This is a genomic window from Prevotella sp. HCN-7019, from assembly GCF_037890215.1.
Lineage (GTDB): Bacteria > Bacteroidota > Bacteroidia > Bacteroidales > Bacteroidaceae > Prevotella.
This window is the reverse complement of the sequence record NZ_JBBKBO010000005.1, coordinates 1-14,087: the sequence shown is the minus strand read 5'-3', so window position 1 is coordinate 14,087 and position 14,087 is coordinate 1. Positions and strand designations below refer to the sequence as shown.

General features: G+C 45.8%; 10 protein-coding genes and 3 tRNA genes. 6 read left to right on the top strand and 7 right to left on the bottom strand.

Annotated elements, in window-relative coordinates:
• Positions 1 to 131: 131 nt before the first annotated feature.
• Together WKT13_RS08130 and WKT13_RS08125 are read right to left on the bottom strand one after the other, a co-directional pair.
• Positions 132 to 929 (bottom strand): hypothetical protein, encoded by a 798-nt coding sequence (locus WKT13_RS08130; RefSeq protein WP_340323513.1) that lies wholly within the window; start codon positions 927 to 929, stop codon positions 132 to 134.
• A 9-nt stretch (positions 930 to 938) separates the two neighbouring features.
• A complete protein-coding gene (locus WKT13_RS08125; protein WP_340323512.1) occupies positions 939 to 1,712 on the bottom strand; it encodes a nitrilase-related carbon-nitrogen hydrolase in 774 nt (257 codons plus the stop codon).
• Positions 1,713 to 1,822: 110 nt separating this feature from the next.
• Here WKT13_RS08125 and WKT13_RS08120 point away from each other — a divergent pair, with 110 nt between their 5' ends.
• The 5 genes from WKT13_RS08120 to WKT13_RS08100 all read left to right on the top strand — a co-directional run bounded on the left by WKT13_RS08120 (position 1,823) and on the right by WKT13_RS08100 (position 5,908).
• Complete coding sequence (locus WKT13_RS08120; protein WP_298618263.1) at positions 1,823 to 3,097, top strand: replication-associated recombination protein A; 1,275 nt, start codon at positions 1,823 to 1,825, stop codon at positions 3,095 to 3,097.
• A gap of 35 nt (positions 3,098 to 3,132) precedes the next feature.
• Positions 3,133 to 4,089, top strand: coding sequence for a D-2-hydroxyacid dehydrogenase (locus tag WKT13_RS08115; protein WP_340323511.1), 957 nt, complete (start codon positions 3,133 to 3,135; stop codon positions 4,087 to 4,089).
• 2 nt (positions 4,090 to 4,091) lie between these two features.
• The gene (locus tag WKT13_RS08110) at positions 4,092 to 4,721 is read left to right on the top strand and encodes a trimeric intracellular cation channel family protein (protein WP_298618261.1); all 630 of its coding nucleotides are present in this window, start codon (positions 4,092 to 4,094) and stop codon (positions 4,719 to 4,721) included.
• A gap of 111 nt (positions 4,722 to 4,832) precedes the next feature.
• Positions 4,833 to 4,906: transfer RNA gene (locus tag WKT13_RS08105), tRNA-Arg, on the top strand.
• A gap of 928 nt (positions 4,907 to 5,834) precedes the next feature.
• Positions 5,835 to 5,908 (top strand) — tRNA-Arg (locus WKT13_RS08100).
• A gap of 491 nt (positions 5,909 to 6,399) precedes the next feature.
• Here WKT13_RS08100 and WKT13_RS08095 read toward each other — a convergent pair.
• The 5 genes from WKT13_RS08095 to pyrB all read right to left on the bottom strand — a co-directional run bounded on the left by WKT13_RS08095 (position 6,400) and on the right by pyrB (position 11,027).
• Positions 6,400 to 7,710, bottom strand: a complete 1,311-nt coding sequence (locus WKT13_RS08095; protein ID WP_445323593.1) for an alpha-L-fucosidase — start codon at positions 7,708 to 7,710, stop codon at positions 6,400 to 6,402.
• A 90-nt stretch (positions 7,711 to 7,800) separates the two neighbouring features.
• Positions 7,801 to 7,872: transfer RNA gene (locus tag WKT13_RS08090), tRNA-Cys, on the bottom strand.
• 327 nt (positions 7,873 to 8,199) lie between these two features.
• The gene (glyA, locus tag WKT13_RS08085) at positions 8,200 to 9,480 is read right to left on the bottom strand and encodes a serine hydroxymethyltransferase (RefSeq protein WP_298618257.1); all 1,281 of its coding nucleotides are present in this window, start codon (positions 9,478 to 9,480) and stop codon (positions 8,200 to 8,202) included.
• A 104-nt stretch (positions 9,481 to 9,584) separates the two neighbouring features.
• Complete coding sequence (gene pyrI, locus WKT13_RS08080) at positions 9,585 to 10,040, bottom strand: aspartate carbamoyltransferase regulatory subunit (RefSeq protein ID WP_298618256.1); 456 nt, start codon at positions 10,038 to 10,040, stop codon at positions 9,585 to 9,587.
• 39 nt (positions 10,041 to 10,079) lie between these two features.
• Complete coding sequence (gene pyrB / locus WKT13_RS08075) at positions 10,080 to 11,027, bottom strand: aspartate carbamoyltransferase (protein ID WP_298618267.1); 948 nt, start codon at positions 11,025 to 11,027, stop codon at positions 10,080 to 10,082.
• 351 nt (positions 11,028 to 11,378) lie between these two features.
• Here pyrB and WKT13_RS08070 point away from each other — a divergent pair, with 351 nt between their 5' ends.
• Complete coding sequence (locus tag WKT13_RS08070) at positions 11,379 to 13,691, top strand: transglycosylase domain-containing protein (RefSeq protein ID WP_340323510.1); 2,313 nt, start codon at positions 11,379 to 11,381, stop codon at positions 13,689 to 13,691.
• Positions 13,692 to 14,087 lie beyond the last annotated feature (396 nt).

The window sequence follows — 14,087 nt, the reverse complement described above, 5'->3', positions numbered from 1 at the left end:
ATTTTTATGGCGTATACGGGTCGTATAGTTCCTTATGAATGTTTATGAACGTATGATAATAAAAAGCGCCTGACTGTTTATCAAATAACAGCCAGGCGCTTTTTATATCAATCGAATATTCGGAACTATTATCAATAGTTGTCGTCGTCTGTGACGTCTTCGGCTTCGAGTGTCAGTTCTTCCGGATCAGTTTCGAATGTTGTGCGATAACTTTCTTCTGTCAGCTTGTCTTCATCGAAAGCATCATCGTCGTCATCGTCATATTTATCGTCTTTGTCCTCATCGTAGTCATCGTCATCATCGTCAAGTCCACGATATTTGTTGTTTTCTGAATCTTTCAGAGGCATATAAGGCTCGCTCTCCGGTTTCTCCTTGGCAAATATGGCTTCCACCCACATGCCTTTTTCTATTTCCAGGACTTCGTATCCGTCATTTATTTTCTTTTCATACATGCCTCCAGGTTTATGGAGTCTGGTTTTCGGTAAAGTGGTTGTACTGATGTCAAATCCGCTTTCAATTATATCACGGATGCTCTGTGAGAGAGACTCCCAGCCACCTCCGAAATTGCTGTCGATCACTTCGAGCAGTTTTTCTGCTGTGATATGATGTATGTTTTCGTATGTGAGGTCTGTCACTCTGGCTATCGGACGTTTCTTTATTGCCCATTTTGCCTTGTTATTCTCATCCAGGCGTATTGTTCCGATTTTATATCCACGTGCCTCATATTTGCTGATAACCTCTGGTTTGGCTATTTTCACCTCTTCCATGTCGAACGCGCTACGTATTACATCAATGTAATGCCGCATGTTGTCCTTGAGGTCAGCATCCCTTTCAGCAGATTCCCACATGTGCAGAATGTCGTTTTCCTGTAAATCCCACACATTGCTTTTTGTTAATGTTTTAAGAGTTAATGCTTTCTGTTGTTTCATATCATAATGTTACTTATTGTCTCTTTCGTCCAATACGTTGAATGTCCGCCTGTAGCTTGTCATTTTGTTTTTGTCAATGACGGTTGTGGCGAACTGCTGTTTTCCGGCTTCACATTCAGTCAATATCCGTCCTTCCGGATCTATTATCCGGCTGTGGCCTGAATAATATGCAGTTTTGTCGTGTCCCGTTCTGTTGCATGCGATGAAATAGCATTGGTTCTCTATAGCACGTGCTTTTGTGAGTACATCCCATGCTTCATGGCGCATATCGGGCCAGTTCGCAACATTTATTATTGCGTCATAGTCGTTGTTATAGCGCAGCCATAACGGAAATCTCAAGTCGTAGCATATTGTGAGCAGGAATCGCCATCCTTTCCATTCTGCAATCACGCGTTTATCACCTGCGGCAAACATGATGTCTTCGCCTGCGGGTCCGAACAGATGATGTTTGTCATACCATGTGTACGAACCGTCCGGTTTTACAAAGAACAGTCTGTTTCTATATGGATGTATGGCCATGTTTGCTTTGTCTTCGTTTTTTACGGCCATGCTTCCACACACTACGGCGTCCGTCTGCCGCGCGGTTTCCTGCATCCATTCCAGTGCCCGGTCTGATGATGAGGCCGAGACCTCTTCTTTTGCGACGGCAAAGCCGGTGTTCCACATTTCCGGCAGGACATACATGTCGCTTTCTCCTGCAGAGAATATGATATTCCGGGCAGCAGATGCGTTGTTGTCAAACGCAGCCCATTGTATGTCTGTCTGAACGATTGTTATCTTCATAATACGTCGCAATGAGGCGCTGCAAAAGTATATACTTTACTTTTAATTTACAAGTTTTTCATATAGAATTTTTGTCGGTGTCGCATATATTTTCTAATTTTGTACATGATATGAGTGAGCCTTTGGCAGAAAGAATGAGACCCCGTACGATCGACGAATATGTCGGTCAGAAACATCTTGTAGGTGAGGGGGCAGTCCTGCGCAGAATGATCGATGCAGGACGCATATCTTCGTTTATTTTATGGGGGCCTCCCGGTGTTGGGAAAACCACTCTGGCACAGATCATTGCCAACAAGCTGGAAACACCTTTTTATACGCTCAGTGCTGTAACAAGCGGCGTAAAAGACGTTCGTGATGTTATCGAACGTGCACGCAAGGGCCAGTTCTTTTCCACGGCTTCACCCATTCTGTTTATTGACGAGATTCACCGTTTCAGCAAGTCGCAGCAGGATTCACTGCTCGGAGCTGTGGAGCGGGGTGTCGTTACGTTAATAGGCGCCACTACCGAAAATCCGTCGTTCGAGGTTATCAGACCGCTGCTCTCGCGTTGTCAGCTGTATGTTCTGAAACCACTCGACAAGGACGATCTTCTCGAACTTCTCAACCGTGCCGTCACAAAGGACGTCGAACTCAGCCGCAGACATATCGAGTTGCGCGAGACCGATGCACTTTTGAGATACAGCGGTGGCGATGCCCGCAAGTTGCTCAATATTCTCGAACTTGTAGTTGAGGCAGAGAGTGGCGATGTTGTTATAACCGACGACATTGTTGTGAACCGTCTGCAGCAGAATCCTCTTGCATACGACAAGGACGGCGAGATGCACTACGACATTGTATCAGCATTCATCAAAAGCATACGTGGCAGCGATCCCGACGCGGCGCTTTACTGGATGGCACGCATGATAGAGGGTGGCGAGGATCCAAAGTTCATTGCCCGCCGTCTGGTCATAAGTGCGGCAGAGGACATCGGACTGGCCAATCCCAACGCATTGCTTCTTGCAAATGCAGCCTTTGATGCCGTTACCAAGATCGGATGGCCTGAAGGGCGCATACCGTTGGCTGAGGCGGCGGTCTATCTTGCCACAAGCCCGAAGAGTAACTCTGCGTATATGGGCATCAACTCCGCATTGGAGATTGTACGGCGTACCGGCAATCAGCCAGTGCCGCTCCATCTGCGCAATGCTCCGACCGAGCTTATGAAGAATATCGGCTACAGCGACGGATACAAATACTCGCACGACTTTCCCGGCCATTTCGTCAGACAGCAGTATATGCCCGACGAACTGACGGATACAAGAATATGGCATGCCCAGCATACACCTACCGAAGAAAAGCAGTATCAGTGGATGTTGCAGTGCTGGGGCGACAGATTCAAGGATAATTGACCCACAAGGATAATAGAACAAAACAACATTAAAATATGAAAATCGTTATATTGGATGGCCATTGTGCCAATCCCGGCGACCTGTCGTGGGAGCCGCTGAAAGAATTTGGAGAACTCGTGGTTTATCCACGCACTTCAGCAGAAGAAGTAGTCAGCCGGATCGGTGATGCCGAGGCTGTGATGACAAACAAGACAGTGCTCGACGCTGCTACTCTTTCCAAACTTCCCCGTCTTAAGTATATAGGAGTTCTTGCCACAGGATTCAACACTGTTGATATTGATGCCGCACGCAAGCTCGGCATCGTTGTCACCAATGTTCCGGCATACAGCACGGACAGCGTGGCACAAATGGTTTTCGCGCATGTCCTGAATATCACCAACCGTGTGGAGCATTATGCCACACAGAACCGCGCCGGACGCTGGAGCGAGGGCGAAGACTTCTGTTATGCAGACACACCCCTCACCGAACTTGCCGGCAAGACGCTCGGCATTGTAGGACTCGGCAACATAGGTGGAAAGGTGGCACGCATTGCTATGGATTTCGGCATGGACGTTTTTGCCTTCACGAGTAAGCACCTCTCCGAACTGCCCGCCGGAATACAGAAGACCACTATGGACGGACTGCTTGCCGTGAGCGATATCCTCACGCTTCACTGTCCGCTTACCGACTCGACACGCAATCTCATCAACCGCGACAGTATAGCACGTATGCGTCCCGGAGCAATAATCATCAACACCAGCCGCGGACCTGTTGTTAACGAACACGACGTGGCAGAGGCTCTTGAGAGCGGACGCCTTGCCGCCTATGGTGCCGACGTGATGAGCTGTGAGCCTCCTTCGGCAGACAATCCTCTGCTCAGACAGCCTAATGCATACATAACGCCTCACATAGCCTGGGCCACCCGCGAAGCACGTATACGTCTTGTCAAGTGTGCCATAAACAATGTGAGAGCATTTGTTGACGGAAATCCTGTAAACGTAGTCAACCGCTGACGATGGACAATCAGATAATATACGGCACGCTTTTCAGCGTTATAGAGTTTCTCGGTACATTTGCGTTTGCCATATCCGGCATACGCCATGCCGCAGCCAAGCATTTCGACTGGTTCGGAGGTTTCGTATGCGGTGTGGCTGTGGCCATAGGAGGAGGCACCATACGTGACGTCATGCTCGGTGTGACTCCGTTCTGGATGACATCATCCATCTATCTGGTGTGTACAGTCATGGCCCAGATTTTTGTGATAGTTTTCGCCCGTTACCTCAAACGTCTTGACAATGCCTGGTTCTTTTTCGACACTCTCGGACTGGCTCTGTTCACCATTGCCGGACTTCAGAAAACCATCGACTGCGGCCATCCTTTCTGGGTTGCCATAATCATGGGATGCATCACCGGTTCGGCCGGAGGCGTCATACGCGATGTCTTGCTCAACAATGTGCCCGTCATTTTCCAAAAGGAGATATACGCCATGGCCAGCGTTGTAGGCGGACTTGCCTATTGGGGATTTGTGGTTGCGGGCATTAATGTGAGCATGGCTGTCGTACTGTCGTTCCTGATAATATGCGCCATAAGACTCCTTGCCGTGAAATATCACATCTCTTTGCCCATTCTTAAGGCGGAGGAGTAGGGCGAAATGCACTTATTTTGGGTTTTTCTGAAGAAAAAACAAAAAAAATATCGAATTTGTTTGGTGGAAACCTAAAATATGTATACCTTTGCAACCGCAAACAAGAAACGAGGCTCCGTAGCTCAACTGAATAGAGCATCTGACTACGGATCAGAAGGTTACAGGTTTGAATCCTGTCGGAGTCACGAAGAAAGGCTGTTCCAGATTATCCGGAGCAGCCTTTCTTCGTTTATATACCTTTGTTTATGTACTGTTATCTACTATCAGTAGAAATTCTGTGTGGGCCGTTTTTTTATTTGTAACTCTCCACTAAGGGCCGCAAACCGTCCTGACTGTGCGGGACGGCACGTATCGCGACCGTATGGACACCACGTGATGAGAAATACGTTTTGGCATAACCGGATGACCATCGCAGTATGACATGTGGGGGGCCCGATGCTTATCATAGCGCCTGATTCCGGCGGTTTTAAAGAAAACTCGGGCGGTGGACTTACAGTTTTTCTTGACTTTATTTTGACAAACGAAAATCGCGAAAGAGATGTGAAGAAATGTTAAATCTAATACATTAAAGCCTGTTTCGCGTTATATCGTCTTTTCGTATACCCAGTCCGATAGTCAGGAACAGTCTGTATGGCGTTCCGATTATGCCTGTTTCAGCCTTCGGTTTCGCCTAGATCAGAGTGTGATATGATGTGTTTCGGGCCATGAAACGGGCCATATCGCATGATGAAACAGTGTATTTTGTGTGACGGGAAAATAGCTATTGAATGTAAGTCGTTGGTATACTGATGTTTGTGCAAAGTTCTTATTTTTCACGTATTTGCGTCTGAAGGAAGGTCAACGTGCAAATACGCGCTGGATTTTCGGGGTAGAACAGAAAACTCAGACGGAAAAACCGCAACATGCTTACAGTTTGAAAGTGCGCCTGTCGGTTTCATCCGGACAGAGACAGCAAATACTTATAGGGGAATGAAGACGCAGGTTTTAATATTATATCAATACATACTGATTTTCTACTGGACCCGGTTATCTCTCCTTTTTCTAATTTTTATGACCTAAAGTTTGGTGGAAACAAAAAATATATATACCTTTGCAACCGCAAACAAGAAACGAGGCTCCGTAGCTCAACTGAATAGAGCATCTGACTACGGATCAGAAGGTTACAGGTTTGAATCCTGTCGGAGTCACGAAGAAAGGCTGTTCCAGATTATCCGGAGCAGCCTTTCTTCGTTTTCATATTATAGCTCTTATTGCCGTATTTTCCGGTAAGGATTGTTTTCATGTTGTTTATTGTGGCTGAAACAATGCCTCTAATACCATTTCCTTTGCTTCTTACGCGTTCTGTGTCTTAATGTGGCGTTTGTCCACGATGAAGGATTGGCAAGCGCATATGCATAAATATACAGCATCCGGAACCGCCGTGTATATTTATGCAGCGACTTCTTATGGTACGAAAAAGCCCCCGCAAGGGTGCAAAAACGATGCTTTCTGCACTCCCGTGGGGGCTGTAGCTGATTGTCTTATTAATATTGTCGCGTCTGAAAGTTTTTCTTTCTTCTCTTATCGTGTGCTTTTGAGACGCTCCACTTATCTATTTTGCAAATTATTTTTGTCAAAACACCTTACTTTCATAATTGCATGTTTATGCAGTCTTTCGTGAAAACACGCTTTTGTCTCATTATTTCTTCAGCGTTATCTCCACAATCGTATCTACGCTTTGCGGCACTGACGGCAGATTTATTACGGTTGAGTCTTTTCCGTGTTTCTGCAGTTTCAGTTTGCTGCCGTCGTCATACATTCTGGCCGATTTTATCTTTTTCGCACTCAGCGGTATTGTCAGGCTCTGTTCCTTGAGGTCGAGAATGTGCAGATAGAGTGTGTTGTCCTTTTGTGTGCTCACGCCCCATGGTTGAGGCTTTATCAGTCCGCCGCGTGTGCCGTATATGGTTCCGCCGTAGCGTTTTGTCCATTTGCCGATTTCTTTGAGTCTTGTCATGGCCTCGTCGGGCAGTTGTCCGTCAGGGCGCGGACCGATGTTGAGCAGCAGGTTGGAGTTCATTCCGGCCGATTTAACGAGTCTTCTTATTAGTTCGTCAGTAGATTTATACGACTTGTCGGTGATGCTGTAGCCCCAAGTGTTGTTCATTGTCTGGCACGACTCCAGAGGCAACATGTCGCTCACTTTCTGTCCTCCGGAGAATCCGGCGCTGTTCTCACCGGGCAGATCCTGTTCGAACAGCTGGAAGTCCTCGCCCTCGTGTGGTGCAGTGTGGTGGTTGTTGCCTATGAGGCATGCCGGTTGCAACTTGTGTATGAGGGCGTACTGCTCGTCAAGCTGCCAGTCGAAGTTGTTGGGGTGGTCCCACATACCGTCAAACCATATTGCTCCTATCTTGCCGTAGTTGGTCAGTATCTCGGTGAGCTGTGTGTTCATGAAGTTGAAGTATGAGTTCCAGTTGGCAGATCCTTCGGGCTGGGGCAGCGCCTGGCTTGTACCACCGAGCGGATAGTCCGGGCGGAACCAGTCCATGTGTGAGTAGTATATGTGCAGTTTTATGCCTTGTTTCTCACATTCGTCGGCCAGCTCTTTCAGTATGTCGCGTTTGAAAGGTGTGGCGTCAATGATGTCGTAGTCCGTGGCTTTGGTGTCGAACATTGAGAATCCGTCGTGGTGGCGAGATGTTATGGTGACATATCCGGCTCCGGCGTCCTTGAATGCTTTAACCCATTCGTGTGCGTTGAAACGCGACGGATAGAAGCCTGCTGCCAGTTTGGAATATTCGTTACGGTCTATTCGTTTTGAGTGTTGCACCCATTCGCCGTCGGCCAGCATGGAGTAGATGCCCCAGTGGATGAATATTCCGAACTTCATGTCCTGGAATTCCTTTCTTGCCTGAATGTTTTCCGGAGAGGGCTGATAGGCCTGTGCGCAGACGCTGCCCGTACCTAAAGCCAGTGCTGCCATTAGTGTGATAAAGGTTTTTCTCATAACGGTTTAAGTTTTTGTTATAGTCAGGTTATGTATGTTTAAACAAAAAGAACTACAAATAATTTATTCAATTAATTGTAGTTCTTCAAGAGGTGCCTGGCGGATTCGAACCGCCGTAGACGGTTTTGCAGACCGTTGACTAAGCCACTCATCCAAGGCACCGTTTTCATTTGCGATTGCAAAGGTATGACTTTTTATTCAATCTGACAAATTTTAAGCATGTTTTTTCTTATTTGTTTCGTTATTTGGGCAATTATTTTTGTTTTTTGAGCTGCAAACCTCCGTCAGAGGGCACCCGGCACACTTTGCGTTGTCTTTTTTTGCGTTTTTTATTGTGACAGTAGTCCATCTTATGGCAATTATCACCGCCACTGCTATTATTATGTATATTATGATTTCCTGTGTCATGCTTCTCCGAGTATTAAAAAAACGGGAGGAAGCCCTTTTCGGACCATTCCTCCCGTTTCTTTATTTCATTTTGGCTGATGCTTAATAAGCGAAGAGAGGATAGTTCTTCATCTTTTCGTTTACTCTCTGGCGTACACTTGCTATCACTTCCTCGTTCTCCGGATCGTTGAGTACTTCCTCGATGAGTGCTGCTATTTCTACCATGAGGTCTTCCTTTGCACCACGTGTTGTGATGGCTGGTGTGCCCAAACGTATACCTGATGTCTGGAATGCGCTGCGTGTGTCGAACGGCACCATGTTCTTGTTCACGGTGATGTCTGCTGCTACGAGTGCGTTTTCTGCCACCTTACCTGTGAGGTCAGGATATTTTGAACGCAGATCGACGAGCATGGAGTGGTTGTCTGTACCGCCGCTTACGATGGTGAAACCACGTTTGATGAGTTCGTCTGCCAGTACTTTTGCATTTTTCTGCACCTGTTTTGCCCACTCCTTGAATTCCGGCTGAAGAGCCTCGCCGAAAGCTACGGCCTTGGCTGCGATGACGTGCTCGAGCGGTCCGCCCTGTGTTCCGGGGAATACGGCTGAATTGAGCAGCTGGCTCATCATCTTAACTTGTCCCTTCGGAGTTGTCAGGCCCCATGGATTCTCGAAGTCCTTGCCCATGAGGATGATACCGCCGCGCGGTCCGCGCAGAGTCTTGTGTGTGGTTGATGTCACGATGTGTGCATATTTCACCGGGTTGTCGAGCAGTCCGGCTGCGATGAGTCCTGCCGGATGAGCCATGTCGATCATGAGCAGTGCGCCCACCTTATCGGCTATCTCACGCATGCGTTTGTAGTCCCACTCGCGGCTGTAGGCTGAACCACCGCCAATGATGAGTTTCGGCTTGTTCTCGATGGCGAGTTGTTCCATCTGGTCGTAATCAACGCGTCCCGTTTCCTTGTTAAGGTCGTAGCCTACAGCATGATACAGAATACCTGATGTATTGACCGCCGAGCCGTGTGAAAGGTGGCCTCCGTGTGCAAGGTTCAGGCCAAGGAATGTGTCGCCGGGTTTCAGTACGGCCAGCAGTACGGCTGCGTTGGCCTGTGCACCTGAGTGCGGCTGCACGTTGGCATATTCGGCCCCGAAGAGTTTTTTCACTCTCTCTATGGCAAGTGTTTCTACTTCATCAACCACGCCGCATCCGCCGTAGTATCTCTTTCCTGGATATCCTTCGGCATACTTGTTGGTGAGATATGAGCCCATGGCTTCCATCACCTCATTGCTTACAAAGTTTTCTGATGCGATCAGCTCAATGCCTTTCAACTGGCGTTGATGCTCCTTTTCGATAAGATCAAAAATCTCCTGGTCTCTTTTCATTGCGGTTTCTGTATTTGTTTTATGTGAATTTTTTGTAGGCGAAATAATCTTTTTGCAAAGTTACTTCTTTTTTCTGTTACTGGCAAGCCGTGCATGACAAAATATCATACCAGCTTCACCTCGCTGATTTCCTGCTCCTTGTCGCAGTAGTGGCACTTCAGTGTGCCGCGTTCCTTGTCGACAACATTGAACACAGTCTCCATCGGTTCGTTGTTGGTGATGCATTTCGGATTATTGCATTTCACTATGCCGCGCAGTTCATCGGGCATTTCGACGGTTTTCTTCTCTACCACTTCGTAGTTGCGTATTATGTTGAGGACCACTTTGGGGGCAACGACTGACAGACGTGATATCTCCTCGTCGGTGAAGAATTTGTCAGACACCTTTATGATGCCTTTGCTTCCTATTTTCTTTGACGGATAGTTGTATCCGATGGTTATTGGTGTGCTGAGATTCTGAAGTCCGAGAATTGTTGCAACCTGATAGGTTTTCTCAGCCGGTATATGGTCTATAACGGTTCCGTTCTTGATTGCGGCAACCAGTCTTTCTGTCTTGTTCATGAGTTTGCTGATTGATGTTCGTTGTTTACTGCTGTCTGACTATTCTATAATGGTCTTGTCGTTTATCACTTCGTCAAGACTTATGTCGAGGACATGGCTGAAGATGGCTTCGCGTGCGAACAGACCGTTACCGGCCTGTTGTATGTAGTATGCGTGCGGATTGGCGTCGACATCGTAGGCAATCTCGTTCACGCGTGGCAGCGGGTGGAGTATCTTCATGTTTTCCTTGGCGTTTTTCAGCATCGAGTTCTTCAGGATATACACGTTCTTTACGCGTTCGTATTCCATGAGGTCGGAGAAACGCTCCTTCTGCACTCTTGTCATGTACAGTATGTCGGCGTCGGCTATTATATTCTCGTTGAATTCCGTGTGCTCTTCAAATTTTATGCCGTGCTGTTTGCAATACAGTTTGTATTCGTTTGGCATGGCGAGTTCTTCCGGAGCAATGAAGTGGAAAGTTGGATTGAAGTGGCGCATGGCAGTTATGAGTGAGTGTACCGTGCGGCCGTATTTCAGATCGCCCACAAGATATATGTTGAGGTTTTCGAGTGTGCCCTGGGTTTTGTATATTGAATAGAGGTCAAGCAGACACTGCGATGGGTGCATGTGGGCACCGTCTCCTGCATTTACTATTGGCACCGGCGAAATCTCGCTCGCGTATTGTGCCGCACCTTCTATGTAGTGGCGCATCACGATGACGTCAGCATAGTTGGACACCATCAGGATTGTGTCTTTGAGCGTTTCGCCTTTTGTGACACTGGATGCTTTTGCATCCGAGAATCCTATCACTTTGGCTCCTAGACGGTTGGCTGCCGTTTCAAAACTGAGCCTGGTGCGTGTTGACGGTTCGAAGAAAAGGGTTGCTACAATTTTGCCTTTGAGAAGTTCTCTGTTGGGGTGCTTCTCGAATTCCTGTGCCAGCCTTATCATATACATGATTTTGTCTTTCGACAGGTCAGCAATTGTTACGAAATCGTGTTTCATTATTTTTATGGTTTTCTTTTTGCTTTCGACCGCTAAGTTAATCATATTTTTTCAAATGGAGTGGCTTCTGGGGTGATTAATGACTGAGTCAGGTGCATTTTTGTATATATCAGTAATGTCTTTTATGATGAAGAGTGTATGCTTTTTGTGTATGATATATGTGGTGGTATGTGTGCGGAACGCTTTGACAGCTTACGCTTGTATGACGATATTTTTTATAGTTGTATATAATGATATTGTTGACCGCTGTTTCCGTTTCTTTTGACGGCGTAAAGCGATATGGAAAATATCATTATATTTGTTTTGCTTTTTATCCTAATTGCATTATCTTTGCCAAAAAATCGGTTTCCGGTCATGAGAAAAATCTTTATACATTTTCTTTGGGGATTATTAGTTTTGTGTTTTGTCGCAGGTGCGGCAGCTTTTACAGCCATCTGGTTTGGATGGATAGGTTATATGCCTCCGTTGGAGGACTTGCAGAATCCGATAAGCAGATTTGCCACGCAGGTATATTCGTCAGACGGCAAGGTGATTGGTACATGGAATCTCAATCGTGAAAACCGAATATGTGTTTCTTATTCGAATCTGTCTCCGCATCTGGTGCAGGCGCTTATTGCAACAGAGGATGAACGCTTTTATGATCATTCCGGAATAGACTTCATTGCGCTCGGACGTGCAATGGTCAAGAGAGGTTTGCTCGGACAGGAAAGTGCTGGAGGAGGTTCTACAATTACGCAGCAGTTGGCAAAGCAGCTTTATTCCGAAACTGCAGGAAGTACAGTGGAGAGGCTTTTGCAGAAACCAATTGAATGGGTGATTGCTGTGAAACTGGAGCGCTATTATACAAAAGAGGAGATAATAGCTCTTTATCTTAATTATTTTGATTTTTTGCATAATGCGGTAGGAATAAAGACTGCAGCTAATACCTATTTTAATAAGGAGCCGAAAGATCTTACTGTAACAGAAGCGGCCACATTGGTAGGACTTTGTAAAAATCCGTCGCTTTTTAATCCTGTGAGATATCCTGAGCGCTGCCGTAACCGCCGTAATGTTGTGCTCGGACAGATGAGAAAGGCTGGTTTCATTTCAACAGCAGATTACAACCGGTATTCTGACGAACCGCTGACTCTTGATTTTCATCGTACGGACCACAAAAATGGAACCGCACCTTATTTCCGTGAGTTCCTCAGAATGTATATGACCGCACAGCGTCCGGAAAAGGATAATTATCCGGAATGGAACCAGAGACAGTATGTGCTTGATTCGATAGCATGGGTGAACGATCCGTTGTACGGATGGTGTAACAAGAATTTCAAGAAGGATGGCAAACCATATAATCTGAATACAGACGGATTGAAGGTTTATACAACTGTGGATTCAAGAATGCAGCGTTATGCGGAAGAATCTGTTTACGGGCATGTCGCAAAGTTCCTTCAACCTGAATTTTTCAAGGAAAAACGTAGAAAGCGTAATGCTCCTTTCTCAGATGCACTTACTGCCAAACAGGTGGATCAGATAATGGAGAGATCTGTAAGACAAAGTGAACGATACAGAGAGATGAAGGCTTCAGGTGCTTCTGATGAAGAAATAAGAAAGGCTTTTCATACACCTGTGGAAATGTCAGTGTTCACATACCATGGTGATATAGACACTGTGATGACACCGCTCGACAGTATCAGATACGTTAAGTCATTCCTGAGAGCCGGATTTATGAGTATGGATCCGAAGACAGGTGAAGTTAAGGCATATGTCGGAGGACTCGATTATTCACATTTTATGTATGATATGGTGATGAACGGACGTCGCCAGATAGGTTCTACCATTAAACCGTTCCTTTATTCATTGGCAATGGAAAACGGTTTCTCGCCTTGTGATAAGGTTCCAAATGTGCAGCAGACCTATATAGTTGCAGGCAAACCATGGACACCGCGCAATGCGAGCCGTAAACGTTATGGTGAGCTTGTTACATTGAAATGGGGCTTGGCGCAGTCGAACAACTGGATTTCGGCTTATCTCATGAGCAAACTCAATCCACAGCAGTTTGTGAGTCTTTTGCGGGATTATGGCATAAACAATCCGGATGTTTATCCTTCAATGTCTCTTTGTCTCGGACCTTGTGAGGTTTCTGTAGCAGAGATGGTGAGTGGTTATACGGCGTTTGTTAATCATGGTATACGTACTGCACCTTTATTTGTCACTAGGATAGAGGACAACGAGGGTAATGTAATTGCAAGTTTCAGACCTCATATGAATGAAGTTATCAGTGAGGAGAGTGCTAATAAGATGCTAGTGCTTTTGAAAGGTGTTGTAGATGGTGGAACTGCCGGACGTTTGAGATTCAAATATAATATTCCAGGAGAGATTGGTGGTAAAACTGGTACGACAAACCGAAATTCTGATGCCTGGTTCGTTGGTTTCACTCCTCAGCTTGTAAGTGGATGCTGGGTTGGAGGTGAAGACCGTGATATTCATTTCGACTCAATGAGAATGGGGCAGGGCGCAACTATGGCTTTGCCTATATGGGCATATTTTATGAAAAAAGTATATGCTGATAAGACATTGGGATATGATTCTTCTGCAAAATTTGATATGCCTGAAGGTTACGATCCGTGTGCATTCGTGGAAGAAGAGGAAACAAACTTGGGTGTTGACGAGATATATGAATGAGTTCAGTTGTATTCGGTCTAATTAATATAAAATGAATACGTATAGCGTTTATATATTATAATAATGTGTTATGAACGCTTTGTATTGTGAATGTATGTTAAAATTAAAGGTTAAAGTAAATTTCTGTTCAAAATATTTGGAGGGAATGCAAATTTACACTACCTTTGCATCCGCTTTCGGTTAATAGATAACCACAAGCAATAAAAGAAAGAGTTCTTTGAATAACTTACATAAAGACAGAGAAAGTAGTACAAGAAGCGATTTCGATAACATTGAAATCAAGGGTTAATAGATCCGTTGATTAGTTTTATTGAACTTTAAATCGGTTTGAATGGAAATTCTGAACAGAGACAAATTCCTGTTGTGTAATATTAATCAAGTATTGCATTGACAGAA

Coding starts and splice junctions, on each gene's coding strand:
- WKT13_RS08130 (WP_340323513.1), bottom strand. CDS start 929: ATGAAACAACAGAAAGCATTAACTCTTAAAACATTAACAAAAAGCAAT.
- WKT13_RS08125 (WP_340323512.1), bottom strand. CDS start 1,712: ATGAAGATAACAATCGTTCAGACAGACATACAATGGGCTGCGTTTGAC.
- WKT13_RS08120 (WP_298618263.1), top strand. CDS start 1,823: ATGAGTGAGCCTTTGGCAGAAAGAATGAGACCCCGTACGATCGACGAA.
- WKT13_RS08115 (WP_340323511.1), top strand. CDS start 3,133: ATGAAAATCGTTATATTGGATGGCCATTGTGCCAATCCCGGCGACCTG.
- WKT13_RS08110 (WP_298618261.1), top strand. CDS start 4,092: ATGGACAATCAGATAATATACGGCACGCTTTTCAGCGTTATAGAGTTT.
- WKT13_RS08095 (WP_445323593.1), bottom strand. CDS start 7,710: ATGAGAAAAACCTTTATCACACTAATGGCAGCACTGGCTTTAGGTACG.
- glyA (WP_298618257.1), bottom strand. CDS start 9,480: ATGAAAAGAGACCAGGAGATTTTTGATCTTATCGAAAAGGAGCATCAA.
- pyrI (WP_298618256.1), bottom strand. CDS start 10,040: ATGAACAAGACAGAAAGACTGGTTGCCGCAATCAAGAACGGAACCGTT.
- WKT13_RS08070 (WP_340323510.1), top strand. CDS start 11,379: ATGAGAAAAATCTTTATACATTTTCTTTGGGGATTATTAGTTTTGTGT.